General features: G+C 70.8%; 18 protein-coding genes. 11 read left to right on the top strand and 7 right to left on the bottom strand.

The window, feature by feature from the left end:
- Nucleotides 1-237: 237 nt before the first annotated feature.
- Together BLW09_RS02660 and BLW09_RS02655 are read left to right on the top strand one after the other, a co-directional pair.
- Nucleotides 238-825, top strand: a complete 588-nt coding sequence (locus BLW09_RS02660; RefSeq protein WP_089908115.1) for an arsenate reductase/protein-tyrosine-phosphatase family protein — start codon at nucleotides 238-240, stop codon at nucleotides 823-825.
- Between the two features lie 104 nt (nucleotides 826-929).
- On the top strand, nucleotides 930-1,352 hold the full coding sequence (locus tag BLW09_RS02655; protein ID WP_089908112.1) for an adenylyltransferase/cytidyltransferase family protein: 423 nt from the start codon (nucleotides 930-932) through the stop codon (nucleotides 1,350-1,352).
- Here the strand turns inward: BLW09_RS02655 and pip are convergent.
- A complete protein-coding gene (pip, locus tag BLW09_RS02650) occupies nucleotides 1,349-2,305 on the bottom strand; it encodes a prolyl aminopeptidase (RefSeq protein WP_089908109.1) in 957 nt (318 codons plus the stop codon). The genes BLW09_RS02655 and pip overlap by 4 nt on opposite strands.
- Nucleotides 2,306-2,322: 17 nt before the next feature.
- Entirely contained in the window at nucleotides 2,323-3,210 is an 888-nt protein-coding gene (gene ypfJ / locus BLW09_RS02645) for a KPN_02809 family neutral zinc metallopeptidase (protein WP_089908106.1), read from the bottom strand.
- 65 nt (nucleotides 3,211-3,275) lie between these two features.
- On the opposite strand from ypfJ, the gene BLW09_RS02640 reads away from it, so the two are divergent.
- Nucleotides 3,276-4,265, top strand: a complete 990-nt coding sequence (locus tag BLW09_RS02640) for a malate dehydrogenase (RefSeq protein WP_172824164.1) — start codon at nucleotides 3,276-3,278, stop codon at nucleotides 4,263-4,265.
- A 100-nt stretch (nucleotides 4,266-4,365) separates the two neighbouring features.
- Here BLW09_RS02640 and BLW09_RS02635 read toward each other — a convergent pair whose 3' ends face one another.
- The 3 genes from BLW09_RS02635 to recQ all read right to left on the bottom strand — a co-directional run bounded on the left by BLW09_RS02635 (nucleotide 4,366) and on the right by recQ (nucleotide 9,540).
- A complete protein-coding gene (locus BLW09_RS02635) occupies nucleotides 4,366-6,477 on the bottom strand; it encodes an acyl-CoA dehydrogenase family protein (RefSeq protein ID WP_089908099.1) in 2,112 nt (703 codons plus the stop codon).
- 224 nt (nucleotides 6,478-6,701) lie between these two features.
- Nucleotides 6,702-7,193: a DapH/DapD/GlmU-related protein gene (locus BLW09_RS02630; protein ID WP_231947019.1), complete on the bottom strand. Its 492-nt coding sequence runs from the start codon at nucleotides 7,191-7,193 to the stop codon at nucleotides 6,702-6,704.
- Between the two features lie 343 nt (nucleotides 7,194-7,536).
- Complete coding sequence (gene recQ / locus BLW09_RS02625; RefSeq protein ID WP_089908093.1) at nucleotides 7,537-9,540, bottom strand: DNA helicase RecQ; 2,004 nt, start codon at nucleotides 9,538-9,540, stop codon at nucleotides 7,537-7,539.
- Nucleotides 9,541-9,638: 98 nt separating this feature from the next.
- On the opposite strand from recQ, the gene BLW09_RS02620 reads away from it, so the two are divergent.
- Together BLW09_RS02620 and BLW09_RS02615 are read left to right on the top strand one after the other, a co-directional pair.
- Nucleotides 9,639-10,202, top strand: a complete 564-nt coding sequence (locus BLW09_RS02620) for a dihydrofolate reductase family protein (protein ID WP_218857058.1) — start codon at nucleotides 9,639-9,641, stop codon at nucleotides 10,200-10,202.
- Nucleotides 10,202-11,065, top strand: coding sequence for an EamA family transporter (locus tag BLW09_RS02615; RefSeq protein WP_089908087.1), 864 nt, complete (start codon nucleotides 10,202-10,204; stop codon nucleotides 11,063-11,065). Before BLW09_RS02620 ends, BLW09_RS02615 begins: the two co-directional genes overlap by 1 nt.
- 90 nt (nucleotides 11,066-11,155) lie before the next feature.
- Here BLW09_RS02615 and BLW09_RS02610 read toward each other — a convergent pair whose 3' ends face one another.
- On the bottom strand, nucleotides 11,156-11,623 hold the full coding sequence (locus BLW09_RS02610; RefSeq protein ID WP_089908085.1) for a MarR family winged helix-turn-helix transcriptional regulator: 468 nt from the start codon (nucleotides 11,621-11,623) through the stop codon (nucleotides 11,156-11,158).
- A complete protein-coding gene (locus tag BLW09_RS02605; RefSeq protein WP_089908082.1) occupies nucleotides 11,607-13,349 on the bottom strand; it encodes an MFS transporter in 1,743 nt (580 codons plus the stop codon). The genes BLW09_RS02610 and BLW09_RS02605 overlap by 17 nt, the downstream gene beginning before the upstream one ends.
- 163 nt (nucleotides 13,350-13,512) lie before the next feature.
- On the opposite strand from BLW09_RS02605, the gene BLW09_RS02600 reads away from it, so the two are divergent.
- The 6 genes from BLW09_RS02600 to BLW09_RS02570 all read left to right on the top strand — a co-directional run bounded on the left by BLW09_RS02600 (nucleotide 13,513) and on the right by BLW09_RS02570 (nucleotide 23,282).
- Nucleotides 13,513-16,173 (top strand): lamin tail domain-containing protein, encoded by a 2,661-nt coding sequence (locus tag BLW09_RS02600; RefSeq protein ID WP_231947018.1) that lies wholly within the window; start codon nucleotides 13,513-13,515, stop codon nucleotides 16,171-16,173.
- Between the two features lie 193 nt (nucleotides 16,174-16,366).
- The gene (locus BLW09_RS02595) at nucleotides 16,367-17,485 is read left to right on the top strand and encodes a DUF1611 domain-containing protein (protein WP_089908076.1); all 1,119 of its coding nucleotides are present in this window, start codon (nucleotides 16,367-16,369) and stop codon (nucleotides 17,483-17,485) included.
- 44 nt (nucleotides 17,486-17,529) lie between these two features.
- Nucleotides 17,530-18,099, top strand: coding sequence for a GNAT family N-acetyltransferase (locus BLW09_RS02590; RefSeq protein WP_089908072.1), 570 nt, complete (start codon nucleotides 17,530-17,532; stop codon nucleotides 18,097-18,099).
- 115 nt (nucleotides 18,100-18,214) lie between these two features.
- Nucleotides 18,215-20,110: an alkaline phosphatase gene (gene phoA / locus BLW09_RS02585; protein WP_089908068.1), complete on the top strand. Its 1,896-nt coding sequence runs from the start codon at nucleotides 18,215-18,217 to the stop codon at nucleotides 20,108-20,110.
- Nucleotides 20,111-20,571: 461 nt separating this feature from the next.
- Nucleotides 20,572-22,473: an alpha/beta hydrolase gene (locus tag BLW09_RS02575; protein ID WP_231947016.1), complete on the top strand. Its 1,902-nt coding sequence runs from the start codon at nucleotides 20,572-20,574 to the stop codon at nucleotides 22,471-22,473.
- An 89-nt stretch (nucleotides 22,474-22,562) separates the two neighbouring features.
- Complete coding sequence (locus tag BLW09_RS02570) at nucleotides 22,563-23,282, top strand: hypothetical protein (RefSeq protein ID WP_231947014.1); 720 nt, start codon at nucleotides 22,563-22,565, stop codon at nucleotides 23,280-23,282.
- The last annotated feature ends 183 nt before the right edge of the window (nucleotides 23,283-23,465 follow it).

Below are 23,465 nucleotides of genomic sequence, written 5' to 3'. Positions count from 1 at the left end.
CTGTCTTCCAATACTGATAGTTCGCGAACAGAAAAACACAGAGGTGAGACCAGGCCTTCTGCGCGGAGCTGAGAAGAAAGCTAGCACGCACTCCTGCGAGATCGCGAACCAAAACCGTTAAATCTATCGCGCGTCGCTGTCATCACGCCATGCCGGCGCACCCCCCCTTTCGGGTGGCCCAGCCCGGTGCGGCGGAGCGGAGGGACGGCCCGGCCGGCTTTCCGGAAGAATGGCTGCATGCCCGGCTCCGACTCGTTCCGCATCCTCACCGTCTGCACGGGGAACATCTGCCGCTCCCCCGCGATGGAGTTCCTGCTGGCGCAGGAGCTGGCGGCCGAGCCTCGATTCCACGTCCACTCGGCCGGGACGCACGCCGAGCGCGGCTGGCCCGTGAACCCTCCCATGGATCGCCTGCTCGAGGACCGCGGGATCGACGTCTCGGACTTCTCGGCCCGCCAGGCGGACACGCGGCTGCTGTCCGGATCGGACCTGGTGCTCACCGCGACCCAGCAGCACCTCGCCTGGGTCACCGAGCACGAGCCGCGGATCGTGCGGCGCGCGTTCACGCTGACGGAGTTCGCCGACGCGATCGCCGACGTGCCGGACGAGACGGACCTCCCCGGCCTGGTCGCGTGGGCGGCGGCGCATCGCCCGGCACTCCGCGTCCGCTCGCTCGGCTCTCCCACCCGACGGGGATACGACGAGGGCGACATCCTCGATCCCTACGGTCGCGGCGAGGCCGCCTACCGGGCAGCGCTCGGCCAGATCGAGCCCCTCGTGCAGCGCATCGCCCGCGCGCTCCTGGGGGCAGCACAGTCCGCCTGACGCCCGCCACGGGCACACCCGGCGTCTCCCGAGATCACTTGGTGACAAATCCTCACTAATCCGCCAGAATAGGTGAGGAAATCTCAAACCAAGGGGGGAAGCCCGTGACCCGACGCGTCGGCTACGCCGCAGGGGCGTTCGATCTGTTCCACATCGGACACCTGAACATCCTGAAACACGCCAAGAGCCAGTGCGACTACCTCATCGCCGGCGTCGTCTCCGACGAGATGCTCGCGCTCACCAAGGGCATCAGCCCCGTCATCCCCCTCGCGGAACGGCTCGAGATCGTCCAGAGCATCGACTACGTCGACGAAGCCGTCGCCGAGACCGTCCCCGACAAGCTCGACACCTGGCGCGAGCTGCGGTTCGACGTGTTCTTCAAGGGCGACGACTGGCGCGGCACCGAGAAGGGGATGCGGCTGGAGCGCGAGTTCGCCGCGGTCGGCGTCGAGGTCGTGTACTTCCCGTACACGATGACGACGTCCTCCACGCAGCTGCGGAAGGCGCTCGCGGCGCTGGCCGGTTAGCCGGCGAACCGGTCGGTCGCCTCGATCAGCGCATCCAGGATGCCCGGCTCGTCGAAGGCGTGCCCGGCATCCGGAATCAGGTGCAGCTCCGCCTCCGGCAGCGCGCGATGCAGGTTCCACGCGGTCATCGGCGGCGTGCACACGTCGTAGCGGCCCTGCACGATCACGGTGGGGATGCCCTCCAGCTTCGCCGCGTCCCGGATCAGCTGGCCCTCCTCGAACCAGCCGCCATTGACGAAGAAGTGGTTCTCGATGCGCGCGAAGGCGACGGCGTGCGTCGGCTCGGTGAACGCCTCCACGAGCTCCGGGCGCGGCAGCAGGGTGATGGTGGACGACTCCCAGCGCGACCAGGCGACGGCGGCGGGCAGGTGCACGTCCGGGTCGGTGTCGAACAGCAGCCGGTTGTACGCGCGCATCAGGCGCGAGCGCTCGCCCGCCGGGACGGGCTCCAGGAAGCCCTCCCACAGATCCGGGAAGAGCGCGGCGGCGCCGCCCTCGTAGAACCAGTCCAGCTCCTGCGCCCGCAGGGTGAAGATGCCGCGCAGCACGAGCTCGGTGACCCGCTCGGGATGCGTCTCGGCGTATGCGAGCGCGAGCGTGCTGCCCCACGAACCGCCGAACACCTGCCAGCGCTCCACACCGAGGTGCTCGCGGAGCCGCTCGATGTCCGCCACCAGGTGCCAGGTGGTGTTGACGGTGAGGTCGGCCTCCGGCTCGCTGGCGTGCGGGAGGCTGCGGCCGCACATTCGCTGATCGAACAGCAGGATGCGATAGCGCTCCGGATCGAACAGCCGGCGGTGCGCCGGGGTCGTCCCGCCGCCCGGTCCGCCGTGCAGGAAGACGACCGGCTTCCCCTCCGGATTGCCGCTGACCTCCCAGTACAGCTGCTGGCCGTCGCCGACGTCCAGCATTCCGCTGTCGTACGGCTCGATCTCGGGGTACAGGCTCCGCATGGGTCGAGGCTAGCGGCTCAGAGCCGCGACGCGGGGACCGCGAAGGTGTCGCAGGCCGCGGCGCCCTGCCGGAACCCGGTAGTGAACCAGCGCTGCCGCTGCTCGGCCGACCCGTGGGTCCAGCCCTCTGGGTCGACCCGGCCGGTGGAGGCCTGCTGGATGCGGTCGTCCCCCACCGCGGCCGCCGCACTCAGGGCGTCGGCGATCTGCTCGTCCGTGATCGGCTCCAGGAAGGGCCGCCCGCTCGGGTCGTCCGTGGAGGATGCGGCGCCCGCCCAGCTGCCCGCGAAGCAGTCCGCCTGCAGCTCGGTGCGCACGCTGTCCGACGCCGGTCCGGTCTCCCGGCCGCTGTGCTGCTCCATGATGCCGCCGATGTTCTGGATGTGGTGCCCCCACTCGTGCGCCACGACGTACATCTCGGCCAGCGGGCCGCCGCTCGCCCCGAAGCGCGAGCGCAGCTCGTCGAAGAAGCCGGTGTCGACGTACAGCGTCCGGTCGGGCGGGCAGTAGAACGGGCCGACGGCGCTCGTCGCCGAACCGCATCCCGTGCCGGTCTGGCCGTCGAACAGGATGAACTCGGGCGACGAGTACGTGGCGCCGAGCTGCGGCGCCTCGCTCGACCAGTACGCCTCGAGGGACGCGGCGGCGCCCTTCATCCGGCAGTCGACGCTCGCGTTCGCCTCGGCGCCCGTCGTGCAGTCGACCGCCTCGTCGCCCGTGCCGATCTGCTGGGTGCCGCCGCTCGCATCCCCGCCGACCAGCCCGGTGAGGTCGACCCCCAGCAGCTGCGAGACGAGCAGGATGACGACGGCGCCGAGGCCGACACCTCCCGCCGCGATCCCGGCGGTGCGGCCACGGCGCCGCACCCGGCCCCCACTGATGTCGGCATTCGGATCGAACGTCATGCCGCACACCGTACGCCGCGATCGGGGAGTCCCGGGCGCGTCGGGGGCGGTCTAGGCTCGGCAGCGTGAGCGCATCCACACCCCCCGTGAACGTGACCGTCACCGGGGCGGGCGGGCAGATCGGCTATGCGCTGCTGTTCCGCATCGCCTCCGGCCAGCTCCTCGGCCGCGAAACCCCCGTCCACCTGAGGCTGCTCGAGATCCCGGCCGGTCTGCGGGCCGCCGAGGGCACCGCGCTCGAACTCGAGGACGGCGCGTACCCGCTGCTGCACGGCATCGACGTGACCGACGACGCCCGCGCCGCCTTCGACGGCGTCAACATCGCCCTGCTCGTCGGCGCGCGCCCGCGCGGACCGGGGATGGAGCGCAGCGACCTGCTCGAGGCCAACGGCGCGATCTTCGGGCCGCAGGGTGAGGCGATCAACGCCGGCGCGGCGGACGACGTGCGCGTGCTGGTGGTGGGCAACCCCGCCAACACCAACGCGCTCATCGCCAGTGCGCACGCGCCCGACGTGCCCGCGGAGCGCTTCACCGCCATGACGCGGCTCGACCACAACCGCGCCGTCGCGCAGCTGGCCCGCCACCTGCATGTCCCGGTGCGCGCCATCGACGGCGTCATCGTCTGGGGCAACCACTCGGCGAGTCAGTACCCCGACATCACCCACGCGACGGTGGACGGCCGTCCCGTCGCCGAGCTCGTCGACGAGCGCTGGCTGACCGGCGAGTTCATCCCGCGGGTCGCCAAGCGCGGCGCCGAGATCATCGACGTGCGCGGGTCGTCGTCGGCGGCGTCGGCGGCGAGCGCGGCGATCGACCACATCCACGACTGGGTGAACGGCACGGGAGAGCGCTGGACCAGCGCCGCCATCGTCTCCGACGGCTCGTACGGGGTGCCGGAGGGACTGGTGTCGTCGTTCCCGGTCCGCTCGGTCGACGGAGCCTGGCGGATCGTGCCCGGCCTTGCGATCGACGCGTTCTCACGCGAGCGCATCGACGCGTCCGTCGCGGAGCTCGTCGCCGAGCGCGACGCCGTGCGCGCCCTCGGCCTCCTCTGACCCCTCCCTCCCCGAACCAACAGCTCCTGAGTTTTTCCGCCTTTTCGCGTCGATTCGGCGGAAAAGCTCAGGAGCTGATGGCGTGGGAGTGGCAGAGGGGTCAGCGCTTCTTCTGCGACTTCTCGGGGGTGGGGAGGGTGCCCGCGGCTCGGCGCTCGGCGTAGTAGGCGCGGGCCTCCGCCTGGCGCTCCGCCTCGGCGCCCGACGCGATCTTCGCGCGCACCAGCTCGTCGTCGTAGCCGAACGCATCCACCAGGTCGACGGCGTGCGGGCGGATGCGCGTGAGCAGGCGGTCGATGTACGCCGACACCGCCTGCGCCCGCTGGGGCGAGAGGCGTCCGTTCATCAGGTACCAGGCGAGGTGCTTCTCGATCAGCCCGAAGCCGAAGAGGTCGCGCAGCCAGGTGAGCACCTGCTTCGTGCCGGCGTCGGGAGCCTGCTCCAGCGCGTCCGTGAACGCCTCCCACTGCAGCAGCTCGCCGTGGGCGCGAGCGGCCTCGATGAGCTCGTTCTGCTGCGAGTTGAACAGCTCCGCCGCGGCCTTCTTGCCGAGCTTGGACGCAGGGCGGAGACGGCCGGCGATCTGGGCGATCATGGTCTCGACGCGGCCCGTCAGCAGCTCCCGCTGGGTGGCCGGCTCCTGGAGCCAGTTCACCGAGCGCGCGGTGGACCCGAAGTCGCGGACGGTCTGGGCGACCGTGCGCAGCCCGGAGCCGTGGTACGCCTTGCCCGCGGCCTGGGTGACCACGTACCGCGCGAGCGCGCCCGCATCCGCCTTGGCGAACTTGCGGCTGTAGTCGGTCAGCAGGCGCTTCGCGACGAGCTGGAGCAGGACGTTGTTGTCGCCCTCGAAGGTGACCCAGATGTCGAGGTCCTGCCGAAGCGAGGTGAGCCGGTTCTCGGTCAGGAAGCCCGAGCCGCCGCACGCCTCGCGCGCCTCCTGCAGCGTGTCGAGCGCGTGCCAGGTGCTCAGCGGCTTGAGCGCCGCCGCCATCGTCTCGAGGTCCTGCCGGTCGGTGTCCGTGTCGGCCGTGCCGCTGAAGACGTCGTCGAACTTGTGCAGGAAGACCTCGTGGGCGAAGCTCGCCGCGTACGTCGTGGCGAGCAGCGGGAGGAGCCGGCGCTGGTGCCGCTGGTAGTCGAGCAGCACCTCCTCGTCCGTGTCGCTCCCCGCCGTGAACTGGCGGCGCTGGTCGGCGTACGTGAGCGCGATCTTCAGGCCGATCTTGGCGCCGATCGTGGCGGACCCGTCGAGCGAGACGCGGCCCTGCACGAGGGTGCCGAGCATGGTGAAGAAGCGGCGACCGGGGCTCTGGATGGGCGAGGTGTATGTGCCGTCCTCGGCCACATCCCCGTACTTGTTGAGCAGATCGGTGCGCGGGATGCGGACGCCGTCGAAGTGCAGGCGGCCGTTGTCGATGCCGTTGAGGCCGCCCTTCTGGCCGTCGTCCTCACCGCCGATGCCCGGGAGGAAGTCACCGTTCGCGTCGCGGATCGGCACGTAGAAGGCGTGGACGCCGTGGTTCACGTTCTTGGTGATCAGCTGAGCGAAGACGACAGCCGCCGTCGCATCCACCGCCGCGTTTCCCAGGTAGTCCTTCCACGCCCCGCGGAACGGGGTGTCGATGACGAACTCCTGCGTCTCCGGGTCGTAGGTCGCCGTCGTGGCGATGCTGGCGACGTCGGAACCGTGTCCGGTCTCGGTCATCGCGAACGCGCCGGGGACCTCCAGCGACATGATCGCCGGCAGGTACTTCTCGTGGTGCGGCTCGGTGCCGAGGTGCAGGACCGCCGCACCGAACAGGCCCCACTGCACGCCCGACTTGATCTGGAGGGACGGGTCGGCCGCGACAAGCTCCTCGAACGCGGCGATGTTGCCGCCGTTGTCCTCGCTGCCGCCGAGCGACTTCGGGAAGGCACGGTGCACCTGCCCGTTCTCCACCAGCAGCTTCAGCTGCCCGAACACACGCCTGCGGTGATCGGCGACCGAGAGTCCTTCCTCCTTCTGCATCTCGGGGCGCCTCGACAGCTCCCGGGACGCCAGCCGGGCCTCGGCCCAGTCGCCCAGCAGCTGACGGCCGAGTGCTTCGACGTCGACGCGCGGGGTGACGGCGGGCGCGGTCGCCGGGGCCGGGGTCGTGGCGGGCGCCTTCCCGGTGGCGGAGGTGGATGCGGGGGTCGCGCTCGGGACGCGTTCGGCAGTGTCGACCATGACCTCTCCTAACGAAAATCGTGGATTCCGTCACGCTACGACCGGTCGTCCGCCAATGGAAAACGTCGGTGCGCCGCCTACAAATGACGAGTCCGACGCCCCTCCGCCCGATTGTGGAAACCTCCAAATCCGACCACGCGCGACGTGACACCCCGCACAACGCGTGCCGGACGCGAAAACGCCGCCCCGAGCGATCGGGGCGGCGTCTTCTGTGAGCTCGCGGGTCAGGCCGCGCGACGCGGGGCGCGGGGCGTGCGAGCGGCGCGCAGGTCGCGCTGCTGCGTACGCGGCGACCGGAGCGGCGTGGTCAGCGCCGCGCGCGCGGCGGCCGATCCCTTCAGCTCGATGACGGCGCCGGCCGCCACCTGGGTGTCGCGCTCGATGCGCGCGCCGTTGCCGACCATCGCGTTCTCGCCGAGCTTCGCGCCGCTGCCGATCTTCACTCCGCTGCCGACGATGCAGCCTGCGCCGATGTGGACGTTCGCGCCCACGAAGGTGCGGTCGCCCACCGTGGCGCCCTTGTCGATCCAGCTGCCCGCTCCGACGTACGCCTCCATGCCGACGCGCGCGTCGGCCTCCACGTAGGCGGTCGGCTCGATGTAGGCCGACTCGGCCACACGCGCGGACGGCGAGACCAGGCCCCGGCCGTTCACGTGACGCTTGTACTTGATGACGGCGCCGGTCTCGTCCTCGAGCTCTTCGATCATTCGTGCCATCTACTACTTCCTCCTCCGAGATCGCCGCAGTAATCGTTCAATGTCATAACACAGGCGGCCAGGAAAAGATTCCCTGATGACCGCCCGGAACGAAGGACGGTACCCCTCCTTCCGCCGGCGGCACAGGGGTGGTCACGAATCGACGCGCGGCCTCCGTGCGCGCCGGCCGCGCGCCGAGTTGCGACATGATGTCGCAACTCGGCCTGAGTTGCGACATCATGTCGCAACTCAACGGTCGCGGGCGCGGATCTCCGACGGTAGGACGCGGCGGAGCGGCCGGGCGGCGGAGCGGCGGGGCGGCGGGGCGGCCGGGAACCGCGGAGCGGCTACTGCGCGGGCGGGATCAGGCGGAGGCGACGACGGAGAGGAGGGCCTCGCCGTAGGCCTCGCGCTTCTTGGCGCCGATGCCGGTGATCCCGTCCAGGTCGGCGAGGGAGGCCGGGCGCGCGGAGGCGACGGCGCGGAGGGTGGCGTCGCCGAACACGATGTAGGCCGGCACACCCTGCTCGCGGGCCTGGACGGCCCGCCAGCTGCGCAGCGCCTCGAAGAGGGGCTGGTCGGCGGCGGCGAGGTCGGCGGACGCGGTGCTGCGGGAGGCGCGCGGCGCCCGTTCTGGACGGTCCGGCTCGCGGCGCAGCACCACGGGGCGGCCGCCGGAGAGCACCTCGGCGCTGGCCCGCGTGATGGTGAGCACGCCATACTCCCCCTCAGGCTTCAGCAGCTCCTTCGCGATCAGCTGGCGGATGACGCCTCGCCACTGACTCTCGGACAGGTCGTCGCCGATCGCCCACGTCGACAGGCGGTCGTGGCCGTACTGCTCGACCCGTGCGGTGCGCTTGCCACGCAGGATGTCGACCAGGTGCCCGGCGCCGAACCGCTGGTTGCGCTCGCGCTGCAGGCGCACGACCGTCGAGAGCAGCTTCTGCGCCGGGACCGTGCCGTCCCAGCTCTCCGGCGGCGTCAGGCAGGTGTCGCAGTTGCCGCACGGTCCGGACGGCTGCCCGAAGTAGCCGAGCAGGTCGATGCGGCGGCACTGCACCGTCTCGCAGAGGGCGAGCATCGCGTCCAGGTGCTGCGTCATCCTCCGCCGGTGCGCCAGGTCGCCAGGGGAGTCGTCGATCATGCGGCGCTGCTGCACCACGTCTTGCAGGCCGTACGCCAGCCACGCCGTCGACGGGAGGCCGTCGCGCCCGGCACGACCGGTCTCCTGGTAGTAGCCCTCGACCGACTTGGGCAGGTCGATGTGCGCGACGAACCGCACATCCGGCTTGTCGATGCCCATGCCGAACGCGATCGTCGCGACGACGATCACGCCCTCCTCGCGCAGGAAGCGCGACTGCGTCCTCGCCCGGAGCGACGCATCGAGACCCGCGTGATACGGCAGAGCCGTGAGCCCGTGCGAGGACAAGAACTCGGCCGTCTTCTCGACGGACGCCCGCGACAGGGCGTACACGATGCCCGCATCGCCGGGGTGCTCGCTCGTGATGAAGTCGAGCAGCTGCTTACGCGGCTCGACCTTCGGCACGATGCGGTACTGGATGTTGGGCCGGTCGAAGTCGGAGACGAAATGCTCCGCGCCCTCGAGCTTCAGACGGGAGGTGAGCTCCTGGTGCGTCGCCTCGGTCGCGGTCGCCGTCAGGGCGATGCGCGGGACGTCCGGCCAGCGCTCGGCGAGCTCGGACAGCGCCAGGTAGTCCGGACGGAAGTCGTGCCCCCACTGGGAGACGCAGTGCGCCTCGTCGATGGCGAACAGCGCGATGCTGCCGCGCTCGAGGAAGCGCTTCGTCGACTCCGACGACAGCCGCTCCGGCGCGACGTAGAGCACGTCGAGCTCGCCGGACAGATAGGCGCGCTCGACCGCCGACCGCGCCGCCGCATCCTGCGTCGAGTTGAGGAACGCGGCCCGCACGCCGACGGCGGTCAGCGCATCGACCTGGTCCTGCATCAGGGCGATGAGCGGCGAGACCACCACCCCCGTCCCCTCCCGGAGGAGCGACGGGATCTGGTAGCAGAGGCTCTTGCCCCCACCGGTCGGCATCAGGACGACGGCGTCTCCACCGGCCGCGACGCGCTCGATGATCGCCTGCTGCTGCCCGCGGAACTCCTCGTACCCGAACACCGTGCGCAGCGCCTCGGCCGCCGAGGCGAACCGCGCGGGCGTCGCGCGCACGACCGGGGCCGTCCGCACCGCCGTCCGCACCGCGGCACCCCCACCGGCGCCCGGAGCATCGGCCTCCCCCGACGACGGCACGCTCGCGTACGGGTCGCCGAAGTCGGGCATCGGCGGCTCCTCGTCGAGGGGAGGGGCATCCCTGTCGTCGGGGATCCAGCCGTCGGTGAAGCTCATCCCTCGATCGTATCCGGGGCCGCCGACGATCCGCCGGGCTCCGCGGAACTGTGGAGAACTTCCGCATCCACAGGCCGGCCTCGGGTACCATCGCGGACATGCGGCGGCTCATCGTGACCGAGTTCATGACGCTCGACGGAGTCGTCGAGGCTCCCGGCGGCGAACCCACCCACCGGCATTCGGGATGGACGATCCCGTTCAGCTCCGACGACCTCCGCGCCTTCAAGCTGCAGGAGGTGCTCGAGGCCGAGTCGCTGCTGCTGGGCCGACGCACGTACGAGCAGTTCGCGGAGGCCTGGCCCCCGCGCGACGGCGAGTTCGCGGACAAGATGAACGCCATGCCCAAGGCGGTCGCGACGTCCCGGCCGGCGGAACTGGGCTGGAACGCGACCGCCCTCGAGCCGCCCGTGCGGAGCTCCGTCCAGTCGCTGAAGGACGGCGACGGCGGTCCTCTGCTCGTCGCCGGCAGCGCATCCCTCGTCCGCTCCCTGCTCGTGTGGGGCCTCGTCGACGAGCTGCGGCTGCTGGTCTACCCGGTGATGGTGGGCGGCGGCATCCGGATCTTCCCCGACGACCGCGAGAAGTGGACGTTCGAGCTGACCGAGCTGCGGCGCTTCGAGTCCGGAGCCGTCCTGCACACGTACCGGCTGGCCGGGAGCTGATGCCGGCCGCAGTCCTCGGGCTGCTGAGCGCCGTCGTCTACGGGTCCGCCGACTTCCTCGGCGGCGTGGCGGCACGACGCATCGGCCCGGTGCGCACCACCGCCGTCGGCGCCGTCAGCGGCCTGCTCCTCCTGCTGCTCGCCCTGCCGTTCGCCGGCGGCGCGTGGTCGGCCGCCGCCCTCGGCTGGGGCGCGCTGTCCGGTTTGGCCGGGTCGGTCGCCGTCGGCCTGCTGTACGCGTGCCTGGCCATCGGGCCCATGAGCATCCTGTCGCCGCTGACCGCCCTGGTGTCCGCCGTCGTGCCGATGGCGTGGGGCCTCGTCGGCGGCGACCGGTTCGGGGCCGTCGGCTACCTGGCGCTCGGGATGGCGCTGGTCGCGGTGGTCCTGGTCGGGTTCGTCCCCGAGAAGGGCGCCGTGCGGCCCTCCGCGCGCGCTCTGCTGATGGCGGTCGGGGCGGGCGCGATGATCGGCGTGTTCCTCATCCTGCTCGACCAGGCGCCGGAGGACTCGGGGGTCGTCCCGCTGATCGCCAACCGCGCGGTCAACGGGGCGGTGATGTGGACCTTGGTCGGAGTCCTCGTGCTCCGGGGGCGGCGCCGGGCGGAGGGACATCCGCCTCGGCTCGAACCGCGCGGCACCGGCATCGCCGCGGCGGGCGGCGCCCTCGACGCGTCCGCCAACGTCCTCATCCTGCTCGGCCTGCGGCTCGGCGACCTGACCACGATGTCCGTGCTCGTCGCGCTCTATCCGGCCGGGACCATCCTGCTGGCCGCCGTCGTGCTGCGCGAGCGGGTCGCACCCGTCCAATGGGTCGGCCTCGTGCTCGCCGTCGTCGCCGCCGCGCTCCTCTCCCTCACCTGACCCCCGTCGCGCCCGCGCCCGCAGGCGACGAGTCGTGAGTCATTGCCGGTATCCGGGTCGAGTTGCGACATCGTGTCGGAACCCGGCGGGTCAGGAGGCGGGCGGGGCGACCTGCGCGGCCTGCTCCAGCGCGGGGAGAGCGGAGCGGACGGCATCCACCTGCTCCGGGGTCAGCTCGGCGAGGATGCCGGCGACGGCCCTGGCGCGGTCCGACCGCGCCTCCAGCAGCAGCGCGGTGCCGGCGTCCGTGCCGGAGACGAACAGCGAGCGGCGGTCCTGCGGGTCCGGCGTCCGCTCCACCAGGCCGCGCGCCCCGAGCTCGGCGACGATGCGCGTGATCGTCGGCGCCGCCGCCACCTCGATGGCCGCGAGCTCGCTGGGGCGCAGCGGGCCGGTGCGGACGATGGTCGACAGGGCGGAGAGCTGGCCGTGGCTGAGCCCGCCGGTGGACGAGCGGATGCGGCGGTTCAGCCGCCCGACGGCCAGGGCGAGTCGGCCGGAGACGTCGTCGTCTCCTCCGGCCGACGGTCGCTCGTCAGCTTCATGCGCGGTGGGCACCGACTTCCTCGCCTTCCTCGGTGGCCTGCCGCTCGGGTGCGACGGCCTCCTCATGAACATACTTGGCTCCGCCCAGGAAGGAGGCGACGGCGCCGATGACGCTCATGACGGCCGCCGCGATGAAGACGACAACGAGGCCGTCGTGGAAGGGCCCGGAGATCAGCTGCGGGAAGAACTCCTTGCCGGTCAGCGTGGCCCCGTCGACGTGCGGCGCGGTGAGGATGCCGGTCGGCCCGAGCAGGCTCTGGATGGGGTTGTAGCCGAGGAAGGCGGCGAACAGGCTGCCGACGGGCGGGGTGTTGCCCACCTGCGCCGCGATGTTCGCGGGGACCCCGTGCGAGGTCAGCCCGTTGGTCAGCGCCGACGGCAGCGCGACCGACAGCCCGGCGATCATCAGCGAGAAGAAGATGCCGATCGAGAGCGAGCTGCCGGCGTTGAGGGCGACCCCGGCCATCCCCGATGCGGCACCGCGCTCGTTCGCCGGGACGCTGTTCATGATCGCCGTGCGGTTGGGCGACGAGAACAGGCCGGAGCCGATGCCGTTGAGGCCGGTCAGCAGGGCGAACTGCCAGTAGTCGAAGTTCACCGGGATCAGCAGGAGGCCCACGAACGTCGCCGCGACCAGCAGCAGCCCGACGGTGGCGAACGCCCGCGATCCGAACCGGTCGGAGAGGGCGCCCGAGATCGGGCCGGCGACGAGGAAGCCGATGGTGATCGGCAGCATGTAGATGCCGGCCCACAGCGGTGTGGACTCGTAGCTGTACCCGTGCAGCGGCAGCCAGATCCCCTGCAGCCAGATGATGAGCATGAACTGCAGCCCGCCGCGGCCGATCGCGGCGAGGAAGCCGGAGAAGATGCCGGAGGAGAACGCGCGGATGCGGAACAGCCGCATGTCGAACATCGGCGCCGGCACCTTCAGCTCGACGACGACGAACAGCGCGAGCAGCAGGATGCCGCCGATGATCGATCCGAGCACCCACGGGTTGCCCCATCCCTGGCTGGAGCCGCCGTAGGGCTGGATGCCGTAGGTGATGCCGGTGAGCAGGGCGATCAGTCCGATGCCGAACGTCGCGTTGCCCAGCCAGTCGATGCGCCCCGGGTTCTTCTGGCCGACCTCGTGCAGCGACTTGATGGACCAGATGGTGCCGATCACGCCGAAGGGAACCGAGACGAAGAACACGGCGCGCCAGTCGATCTCGGCGAGCACGCCGCCGAGGATGAGGCCGATGAAGCTTCCGGCGATGGCCGCGACCTGGTTGAGGCCGAGGGCGAAACCGCGCTTGTTGGCCGGGAACGCGTCGGTGAGGATCGCGGTCGAGTTGGCGAACAGCATCGCACCGCCGATGCCCTGCACGAACCGCCAGACGATCAGCCACATCGCGCCCGGTCCCCCGCTGAACGGGTCGAGGCAGAGCGCGACGGCGGCGAGCGTGAAGATCACGAAGCCGAGGTTGTAGATGCGGACGCGCCCGAACTGGTCGCCCATCCGCCCGAACATGACGACGAGGACGGCCGTGACGAGCATGTAGCCCATCAGCATCCAGAGCAGGTAGGAGACGTTGCCCGGCTCGAGCGGGTTGAGCTTCACGCCGGTGAAGATGGCGGGCAGCGAGATGATGACGATCGACGAGTTGATCGTCGCCATGAGCATGCCGAGCGTGGTGTTGGAGAGCGCCACCCAGCGGTAGTGCGGGTGGTCTTTGGTGAAGATGCCGGTGCGGGCCACGGGAGTCCTTGTCAGAGTGCGCGCGAGTACGTGGGAAGTCGGTTGTTTATATGCGTCAACTATATAACTGCAGAGCGCGGGCCCGAGGGCCCCCTCACTCGTTCCCCCTCCGTTCACCTCCGCTTCCCCGCGCATACCGGCGGCTTCGTTAGCTTCCGTTCCTATGCGACTTCTCAGAACCCGAGCCGTGGCGGTCCTGGCCGCCACCGCGACCGCCGGAACCCTGGCGTTCGCACTCCCGACCGCGGCCCAGGCCGCGGCGACCCCCGACGTCCGGATCACCGAGTGGATGTACAGCCCCGGCACCACCGGCGGCGAGTTCATCGAGCTCACCAACCTGGGCTCGACGCCGGTCAGCCTGGCGGGCTGGTCGTTCGACGACGACAGCGAGACGCCGGGGACGGTGCCGCTGGACGCGCTCGGGACGCTGGCGTCCGGGGAATCCGCGATCATCACCGAGTCGACGGATGCCGCCTTCCGGGCCGAGTGGTCGCTCGGCGCCGACGTGAAGATCCTCGCCGGGAACACGACCGGGCTCGGCCGCGCCGACGAGATCAACCTCTTCGACGGCACGGATGCGGTCGCCGACCTGGTCGACCGGCTCACCTACAACGACCAGGGCACCGGCGCCGCGAAGGGTCCGCGTACGCAGGGGAAGTCCGGCGTGCCCGCGACCGCCGCGGCCCTCGGGGCGAACGACGCGTCGCAGTGGCAGCTCTCCGCGGTCGGCGACGCGGAGGCGTCGTGGGCATCGGCCAGCGGCGACATCGGCTCGCCGGGCGCGAGCCGCTTCGCACCGGCCCTGCCGGCGTGGAAGAGCATCCACATCAACGAGGTGTCGTCCGACAACACCGCCACCCCGGTCGGCGACGCGATCGAGCTCGCCAACACCGGGTCGGTGGATGTGGACATCACCGGCTGGCTGCAGACCGACAGCAGCGCCGCGACCGCGGCCGCGACCTTCTCGGCGTCGCTCGCGGACGGCAGCCCGACCACGGTCGTTCCCGCGCACGGGTTCGCGTACTTCTCGTCCACCAAGGGCCTCGGCAGCGGTGGGGACAGCGTGAAGCTGTACCTGCCGGACGGCGCGGGAGGCACCGCGGGCACTCTGGTCGATTCCGTCGACTACACCGCGGGCGAGGCCGGCACCGACGAGGGCAACGGGTTCGGAGCGGGCGCTTACGCGCGCTGCCCCGACGGCACCGGCTCCTTCGCCTCGGTCGCGACCAAGAGCTTCGGCTCCTCCAACGCCGGCGCGTGCCAGAACGTGCTCACCAACCCGGCCGACGGAGGCAACGGCGGCGGCAGCACGCTGACCTGCCAGCCCGAGGCGCCGTCCGGAACGGGCACCCTCCCCGCGAGTGCGCCGACCCCCTCCACCTGGCCGGGCAGCAGCACCGTCGCGGTCGCCGATGCGCTCTGCGCGTGGGAGACCACGACCGGCCCAGAGGGCCGCGACGTCAGCGGCCTGGTCTTCGACCCGACGAACGCCAACGTGCTCTACAGCGTGAAGAACAAGAGCTGGGTGTTCCGCATGGTGAAGCAGAACGGCCTCTGGGTGGCCGACACCGCCAACGGCTGGGGCGCCGGGAAGCAGATCTTCTTCCCTGGGAGCACCGACACCGCGACGAACCAGCCGGACTCCGAGGGTCTGACGGTCGGACCGGACGGCGCGCTCTACGTCACCACCGAGCGCAACAACGCGGCCAACACCATCCCGCTCAACTCCATCCTCCGTATCGATCCCACGTCGTCGGCCACGCAGCTCGTCGCGACCGACCAGTGGAACCTGACGTCGGAGTTCCCGGAGCTGCACGCCGGCAATAAGACAGAGGCCAACCTCGGCTTCGAGGGCGTCACGTTCGTGCCGGACAGCTACCTCACGAGCACCGGCTTCGTGGATCAATCGACCGGGACGACGTACCGGCCCGCCGACTACCCGCTGCACGGCACCGGCCTCTACTTCGCCGCCCTCGAGAACGACGGGAAGCTGTACGCGTACGCGCTCAACAGCGACCGCACCTTCCACCGGGTCGCGGTGGTGGACACGAAGATGGGCCACGTGATGGACGTGCAGTTCGACACGGCCACCCAGCGCATCTGGGCCCTCTGCGACAACACGTGCGGCGTCACGTCCACGGTGCTGAAGGTCGACGGGACGGGCGCGATCGTCCCGCAGGTCGCGTACAGCCGGCCCGCCGGCCTGCCGAACGACAATCTGGAGGGCTTCGCGCTGGCGCCCGCGTCGACCTGCGCCGGAGGGACACGCGAAGCCCTCTGGGCGGACGACGGCGTGTACGGCACCGGCCCGGGCAGCGCGACGGAGGGCCACGCGCTCTACAGCGGGCGCATCGCGTGCGATCTCGCGCTGGGCGCCCAGGGGGTCGCGGGCTCGGTGACGAACCCGGCGACGGCGCTCACGCTGTCCGCCGGCTCCGGCGCCGTCGGCGACCGCATCACGGTCAGCGGCACGCACTTCACTCCGGGTACACAGGTCGCTCTGGTGTTCAACTCCACTCCGGTGACGCTGGGCACGGCGACTGCGCAGGCCGACGGCACGCTGACGCTCGCCTTCTCCGTGCCGACCGTCCCCGCGGGCGCGCACACCGTCACGGCGTCGATCGGCGGGACCGTCGTCGCCTCGGCGGCCTTCACGGTGACGGCGGCCGGAACGACGTCGTCCAGCGGCGATCCGGCGGCCCTCGCCTCGACGGGGTCCGACGTGAGCGGGGCGGCGGGCCCGATCGCCCTGGTGCTGCTGATCGGCGGCGCGCTGCTGATGCTGCTGCGCCGGCGCGCTCGGACGCGCACGACCGGGGAATGAGCGCACCGGGGGAGGTCCGGCACGGCCGCGCCCTCCCCCGGAAGCAGTCACGACGAGATCCACGCCCAGGTTGCGCTGCTATGGTTCCCGGGCCGGCACTGCGCCGGCTTCAGGGAAGACGCCTCGTTGACAGATGGATCCTCCGGATCCGGCCACGACTCGTCGCCTCCTCTGTGCACACAAGAGGAGCGCCATGCCCGCGTCCGTGAAAGCCGTCGTCTACTGCGAAGGACTGTTCGGGAGGCTCGACGGCAAGACCGCCAACGGTCTCGTCCGCCATTCCGAGAAGTACGAGATCCTGAGCGTCATCGACAGCACCCGTGCGGGCGCCGACGCAGGCGAGGTCCTGGACGGTGCGCCGAACGGGATCCCGGTGCTCGCGAGCCTGGACGCATCCCTCGACCGTGCCGGCTTCACCCCCGACACCCTCATCTTCGGGATGGCGCCGACCGACGGTCTGCTGACCGCCGACCACCGCGCCGTGCTCCTCGACGGCATCGACCGCGGGATGAACCTGGTCAACGGACTGCACGAGTACCTCAACGACGACGCCGAGTTCGTCGCCGCGGCCCTGGTGGCCGGTGTGACGATCAACGACGTGCGGCGACCGAAGGAGATCGCGGAGCTGAAGCTCTTCAGCGGCCGCATCTTCGATGTCACGTGCCCGCGCATCGCGGTGCTCGGCACGGACGGGTCCGTCGGCAAGCGCACGACGGCCACGCTGCTCACTCAGGCGCTGAACGCGCAGGGCATCCGCGCTGTGATGGTCGGGACCGGGCAGACGTCGCTGATCCAGGGCGCCCGGCACGCGGTCGCGCTCGATGCGACCATCCCCCAGTTCTGCTCCGGCGAGGTGGAGGCGCAGGTCGTCGCCGCGTTCGACGAGGAGGACCCGGACGTCATCATCGTCGAAGGCCAGGGCGCGCTGAGCCACCCCGCCTACCTCAGCTCGGGCGCCATCCTGCGCGGCAGCCGGCCGGAGGGCGTCATCCTCCAGCACGCGCCGGCTCGCGTGATGCTGGGCGACTTCCCGATGATGCCGATGCCGACGGCCGCGAGCGAGATCGCCCTGATCCAGGCGTTCAGCGACACCAGCGTCATCGGCGTCACCATCAACCACGAAGGCCTCACCGCAGCCGGGATCGACGACGCCATCGCCGAGCACGAGGCCGAGCTCGGCCTTCCCGTCACCGATCCGCTCACCCGCCCGCTGGAGGAGCTCGTCGACATGGTGCTGCTCGCCTTCCCGGAACTGGGTCTCCGCGGCGGGCCGCTCGCCGGTGTCGCGGCCACGGCATCCCGCCGGGCGTAGTCGGCGCGCCTGACGTCGTCGGTGGGCCGGAATACACTTCCGGCATGGCCGTCGACGTCCTCCCCGCCACCGGTCGTTTCGACGACTTCGCCACCTTCATGGTGCCGCGGAAGCCCGGCGCGGGCGGGTGCGTCTGCATGTCGTACCGGGATGCGCGGCTCGACACCGCCGGGCGGGTGGCGCACATGCGCGCCGAGTGCTCCACCGAGCCCGGCCCCGGTGTGCTCGCGTACCTCGACGGCGACGTCGCAGGCTGGTGCTCCGTCGCCCCGAAGGCGACGTACCGCCGGCTGATGAACTCGCGCACCATCCCGCATCTCGACGAGGATCGCGACCCCTGGTCGATCGTCTGCTTCGTCGTCCGCGGCGGCTTCCGGAAGCACGGGCTGATGCACGACCTCCTGGACGGCGCGGTGGAGCACGCGCGCGCCTCCGGTGCCGCGCTGGTCGAGGGGTACCCGGTCGACACGGGCGGCGAGCGCGTGGACGTGATCAGCGGCTACGTCGGAACGGTCGAGCTCTTCGAGAACCACGGCTTCTCGCGCGTCCGGGCGACGGACGCACACTCGGGCGGGCGCGTGCGCTGGCTGATGCGGCGCGAACTGGGCACCTGACGGGCGCCGCGCCCGATCCCTGTGAGAGTTCACATGTACGCTCTCTCAGGTTCATCCCGGCGTCACCGGCGCCCGGTCGGATGGTCCGGTCACTCGACCGAAAGGACCACCCCGCATGTTCCGTTCCGCTTCGCGCTGGAAGGGCGGCGCCGTGCTCGTCGCCGCCTCCGGCGTGCTCGCCGCCGCGCTGCTCCCCGCGCCCGCGCTGGCCGCGACCTCCGACAACGGCGGCGCCGCCCGCAACCCCGACGACTCCACGACGGCGCTCCGGCAGTCGATCGTCAGCGGGCCGGCCAAGAACGTCATCCTGCTCATCGGCGACGGGATGGGCGACAGTGAGATCACGGTCGCCCGCAACTACCAGTACGGCGCGGGCGGGATGCTGCCCGGCATCGATGCGCTGCCGCTCACCGGCCAGTACACGACCTACTCGCTGTACAAGGACGGCGCGAACAAGGGCAAGCCCGACTACGTCCCGGACTCCGCCGCCACCGGTTCCGCCTGGGCCACGGGCACCAAGACCTACGACAACGCGGTCTCCGTCGACATCGACGGGAAGCCGCAGGCGACGCTGCTGGAGCTGGCGCGCGCCAACGGCCTGCGCACCGGCAACGTCAGCACCGCCGAGATCCAGGATGCGACGCCGGCCGTCGAGGTCGCGCATGTCGGCGCCCGCTCCTGCTACGGTCCCGACAGCGCATCGTGCGGCTCCGACGCCCTGCAGAACGGCGGCCTCGGCTCGATCAGCGAGCAGCTGCTCGACACCCGCGCCGACGTGACCCTGGGCGGCGGCTCGGCCTCCTTCACCCAGACCGCGAAGGCCGGTCCGTGGTCGGGCAAGACGCTGTTCGACCAGGCTGCCGAGCGCGGCTACCAGGTGGTCGGCGACGCCGCCGGCCTGGCCGGGGTGACCGCGGCCGACCAGCAGAAGCCCCTCCTCGGCCTGTTCACCGCGGGCAACTTCCCGACCCGGTACGCCTCGACGACGGCGACCGTCGGCGGCGCGGACCAGGCGCCGGTCACCTGCAGCCCGAACCCCGACCGCCTGGCGACCGACCTGTCCCTTTCGTCGCTGACGAACAAGGCGATCTCGCTGCTCGATGCGCCGGGCGGCGACGGCTTCTTCCTCCAGGTGGAGGGCGCGAGCATCGACAAGCGCGACCACTCGGCCGACGCGTGCGGTCAGATCGGCGAGACCGTCGACCTCGACGAGGCCGTGCAGGCGGCGCTCGCGTTCGCGAAGAAGGACGGCAACACCCTGGTCATCGTCACCGCCGACCACGCCCACACCAGCCAGATCGTGGACAGCACCCCGCCGGCGACGCTGTCGACCGCGCTGACGACCGCGGACGGCACCGTGATGAAGGTGGCATACGGCACGGCGGCCGCCGGCGGCTCGCAGCAGCACACCGGTTCCCAGCTCCGCATCGCCGGGTACGGGCCGGGCGCCGCGGACGTGGTCGGCCTGACCGACCAGTCCGACACCTTCTTCACCATCGCCCGCGCTCTGGAGCTGAACCGCGACTATGCAGCACTCAGCGCTGGAGCCTCCGTGGCTCTCAGCGCGACCACGGTGGAGCCGGGCGACCCGATCACCGCGACGCTGGCGGGCTTCCGCGGCGACCGGCAGGTCACCGGGGTCATGCAGTCCGACCCGGTCGCCCTGCCCCGCACCGATGTGCTCGGCGGATCGGCGGCCGTCACGGCGACCGCGCCGACGGAGCTCGGCGCTCACACCATCACCGTGACCGGAGCGCAGAGCGGGAAGGCGGTGACGGTGAACTTCGAGGTCACCGCCGACGGCCAGCCGTCCGGCGCGCTCCCCGGCGGGTCGACGGGGAGCGGCAACGGAGCAGTCACCGGCGGATCGGCCTCGACGGCCGGCTCGCTCGCCTCGACCGGTTCGGTCGTCGCGCCGCTCATCGCGGTGATCGCACTGGCCCTGCTGATCGCGGGCTACCTGTTCGTCACCCGGGGCCGTCGCCGCCCGGGCGGCGCCCCGCAGGTCTGACGCACTGCACATCGTGAGGGGAGGGATCCGACGCGATCCCTCCCCTCACTGCGTTCCCCTTGATTGCGGCCATACCCGGCTCGCTGCCTCGTCGCCGATGCTAACCTACTCCAAAATATCCATTGATATATCTGGAGCGCGGATGGCGAGAATCGGTGCCGACGCAGGGCGATTGCGCGAGGGCTCGAAGGCGTTGAAGCGCAGCTCCGCCGGACGCCGTCCAACAGCGGACGGAGCGGATGGCTTCGGATCGTCGGTGGCGCGTGCCGCCGTAGCCCGTTTCGAACGGTATTGGGTTTCCGGGCAGTCGGCCGTCGATGAGTTGGTGGTGGGACTGGCCGGTGCTCTCGAGCAGGTGGCGGCCGCCCACGAACGGCGGGATGCGGAAGACGCCTCCCGGTTCCGCATCGACGGGGGTGAAGTCATTGGGTTCTAGATGGGCGGATTGGTCGCCGGCCGGGTTGGACACCGACCCGACCCCGGGCGACCCCGGAACGGTGGATGCCCTGGCCTCTCACCTCACGACGTGGGCGGAGCGACTGGACGGGCAGGCCACGGCGGCGGACGACCTGGTGAACACCGGGCTCGAGGCCGCCGCATGGTCCGGGCTGGCCGCCGACGTGTTCCGGGACCGGTTGAGGACCCTGGCAGACGCGGCGCGCATCGCATCCTCGAGGCACTCGGCGGGCGCCGCCGCCGCGACGACCTGGCTGACGTCGATGACGACATCGCAGAACACGGCGGACGCGGCGCTGCAGGACGCGGAGGAGGCCCAGGCCGACCTGGAGGAGGCAGAGGCGAAGGTCGCCGCACTCAGCGTCGAGCATACGGCTCTGCTGCTGGCCGCGGATGCGCTGCAGAGGGCCTATGCGTCCGGGAAGGAGTCCTCGCGCCGGACGATGCTCGACGCCCGGCGCGCGGAGCAGGACGCCGAGGACACGCTGATCCGGGCCCGGTTCGCGATCGAGGACGCCCAGGAGCGTCTGGACGACGCCCGGAAGCGCGCCAGGCAGGCGGCGCACGAGTACGACGCTGCCGAGAAGACCTTCGCGAGCGCACTGGACGACGCTCTGCAGGGCGCCATGCCCGTCATCCCGGCCCCACAGGTGGCCGCGTTCGCGACAGCGGTGAGCAAACTGTCCGCCATCGCGGGGTCGGCGAGCGCGAACGCGTCGCTGATGGAGAGTCTGACCCGGCTGACCCCGGAAGAACTGGGCATCCTGATCGCCCAGGACCCGGAGATCGTGCAACGGTTCTGGGAGCATCCCCCGCCTCCGGACCGGGTCGCGACATGGTGGAAGCGTCTCCTCCCCGAGCAGAGGACCGCTTTCCAGACCGCCGCGCCCGAGATCCTCGGAAACCTCGCCGGGTTGCCCTACGTCGTGCGGAACACCTGCAACCTGACCATCTACGAACGTGCGAAGAAAAGGCCCGATCTAACCCCGGAGCAACGGAAGGTGCTCAGCGCACTGAAGGACGTGCTCGCGAGAGGGTCCGCCTCGCTGGTGTCCTTCAACCTGGATGCGTCGGTGCCGATGGTCGCTATCGGCTACGGCGACCTCGACACCGCCCACACCGTCACCTGGGCCGCACCCGGCATGAACTCCGACGCCACGGACGCCACCCGGAACTGGTCACAGGCCGCGTGGAACCTGTACGAAGAACAGAGAAAGCGTGATGGTCGGCACACACATGGGGTGATCGGCTGGCTGGGCTACGACACCCCAGACCTCGTGACGGTCAACAATCCCGCGCTGGCGCAGGACGGCGCCTGGCGGTTCGCCACCGAACTGGACGGCACCCACGCCGCCCGGGCCGGCAACCTGCCGTCGGTGGCCGTGCTCGCCCACTCCTACGGGACGACCATGGCCGCGAACGCTCTGACTCACACGAAGTATCCGGTGGACTCGTTCACGATGCTCGGCTCCGCGGGCATCGACACCGACACGGTGACCTCGCTCGCCGACCTGCACGTGAAGAAGACCGACGTGCTCCCCTCGATCTACACGACCGCCGCCTCGCAGGACCACCTCGCCCCGTTCGGCTCGACCGTCGGGGGCCGGGCCGAACCCAACCCAGAGGTCGCCTTCTCACCCGCCGGCACCCTGGCCCCGGCCGCGGTCATCCGCGGGGCCCAATCGTTCTCCTCCGAGGGCACAACCCTCCCCAACGGCGACCGGCTGAAGCAGACCAGGGGCCATAGCGCCCTCGGAGAAAACCACGACGGGTTCAACTTCCTCAACGGGTACGCCCCCGAAGGTCACGGCTACCTCGACCCCAAAACCGAGGCGCTCTACAACGCCGCGCTCACCACGACCGGCCACCCCGGCGAAGTCGTCGGCGGATTGAGGCCCACCCGATGACTCACGAAGCCAGCGCGATGAGTCGAATCGCGAGAATCTGCGCTGCCACGGCGATCGCCGCGGCAACCGTGTCATTGATAGGAGGATGCATGCCCATACCTGCGCTCAGTGGCCCGGCCCCACAATCACCGGGCGCCCCGCAGAAGACGATCACCCAATTGCTCACCCAATGGGCCGACCTCACCAACGCCGCCATCGCCGCCACCGGCGACACCCAGAACTGGAAGGAGGACGTCCCACTGGACAAGAGCCGCACCTGGGACCCCGCCGCCGAGAACGTGGGTCTCGCTCCATGCCACACCCGGGGATCGGACGACGCATCTCAAGTACAGGCGGTCGTCTACCACGCACCGTTCGAGCCTGACCCGCACCCGATCGCGGACACACTCACCGCCTACTGGGAAAGCCAGGGCTTCACCGTCACCAGAACCGTTGACTGGACCAACCCCAGCGGCGAGCAGTCCGTCCTCCTCCGTGCCGAACGACCTGACGGCGTCTTCTACGGACTCGACGCCTCCACCGGCCTCGTCGCCATCGACGTCTACACCGAATGCTCCGCCCACCCCTCGATCGATGCCTGGGCGGAGAAGCGGCTGCAGAAGCGGTTCGACCAACTGCACGACACGCCGACGCCCACCCCGTCGGCGTCGTCCCTCGGGCAGGGCTCAGCCGACAGGGGAAACCAGACGGCCGCCGCAACGATCAGCGACCCCTCAGACCTGTTGCGCGAACACCGCGACGACCCAGACAAAGACAGCTCTCCCCCGGCGACGGACCGCACCACGAACGACTACGGCTGGATGTGGTGACCGCCTTCACTACCGTCGGTCGCCCAGGCGATGTCACCGGCGGGCTGAGGCCCACCCGATGAACCACATATCCAACGGGTCAAGCCGCGGATGCCGAGCCCGCGGTGGCACGGTGATCAGCGCAGCGGCCGTGTCATTGAGCTAGGAAGAGGACCGCGAACGCGTGGCCGACGTCCTGCGCGC

It is taken from the genome of Leifsonia sp. 21MFCrub1.1 (genome assembly GCF_900107895.1).
GTDB classification, from domain to species: Bacteria; Actinomycetota; Actinomycetes; order Actinomycetales; family Microbacteriaceae; genus Leifsonia; species Leifsonia soli.
The sequence above is the reverse complement of the archived record's forward strand: the minus strand, read 5'-3'. Positions and strand labels throughout refer to the sequence as shown.

Coding starts and splice junctions, on each gene's coding strand:
- BLW09_RS02660 (WP_089908115.1), top strand. CDS start 238: ATGCCCGGCTCCGACTCGTTCCGCATCCTCACCGTCTGCACGGGGAAC.
- recQ (WP_089908093.1), bottom strand. CDS start 9,540: ATGAGCTTCACCGACGGCTGGATCCCCGACGACAGGGATGCCCCTCCC.
- phoA (WP_089908068.1), top strand. CDS start 18,215: ATGTTCCGTTCCGCTTCGCGCTGGAAGGGCGGCGCCGTGCTCGTCGCC.
- BLW09_RS02635 (WP_089908099.1), bottom strand. CDS start 6,477: ATGGTCGACACTGCCGAACGCGTCCCGAGCGCGACCCCCGCATCCACC.
- BLW09_RS02570 (WP_231947014.1), top strand. CDS start 22,563: ATGCCCATACCTGCGCTCAGTGGCCCGGCCCCACAATCACCGGGCGCC.
- ypfJ (WP_089908106.1), bottom strand. CDS start 3,210: ATGACGTTCGATCCGAATGCCGACATCAGTGGGGGCCGGGTGCGGCGC.
- BLW09_RS02590 (WP_089908072.1), top strand. CDS start 17,530: ATGGCCGTCGACGTCCTCCCCGCCACCGGTCGTTTCGACGACTTCGCC.
- BLW09_RS02615 (WP_089908087.1), top strand. CDS start 10,202: ATGCCGGCCGCAGTCCTCGGGCTGCTGAGCGCCGTCGTCTACGGGTCC.
- pip (WP_089908109.1), bottom strand. CDS start 2,305: ATGCGGAGCCTGTACCCCGAGATCGAGCCGTACGACAGCGGAATGCTG.
- BLW09_RS02595 (WP_089908076.1), top strand. CDS start 16,367: ATGCCCGCGTCCGTGAAAGCCGTCGTCTACTGCGAAGGACTGTTCGGG.
- BLW09_RS02620 (WP_218857058.1), top strand. CDS start 9,639: ATGCGGCGGCTCATCGTGACCGAGTTCATGACGCTCGACGGAGTCGTC.
- BLW09_RS02630 (WP_231947019.1), bottom strand. CDS start 7,193: ATGGCACGAATGATCGAAGAGCTCGAGGACGAGACCGGCGCCGTCATC.
- BLW09_RS02600 (WP_231947018.1), top strand. CDS start 13,513: ATGCGACTTCTCAGAACCCGAGCCGTGGCGGTCCTGGCCGCCACCGCG.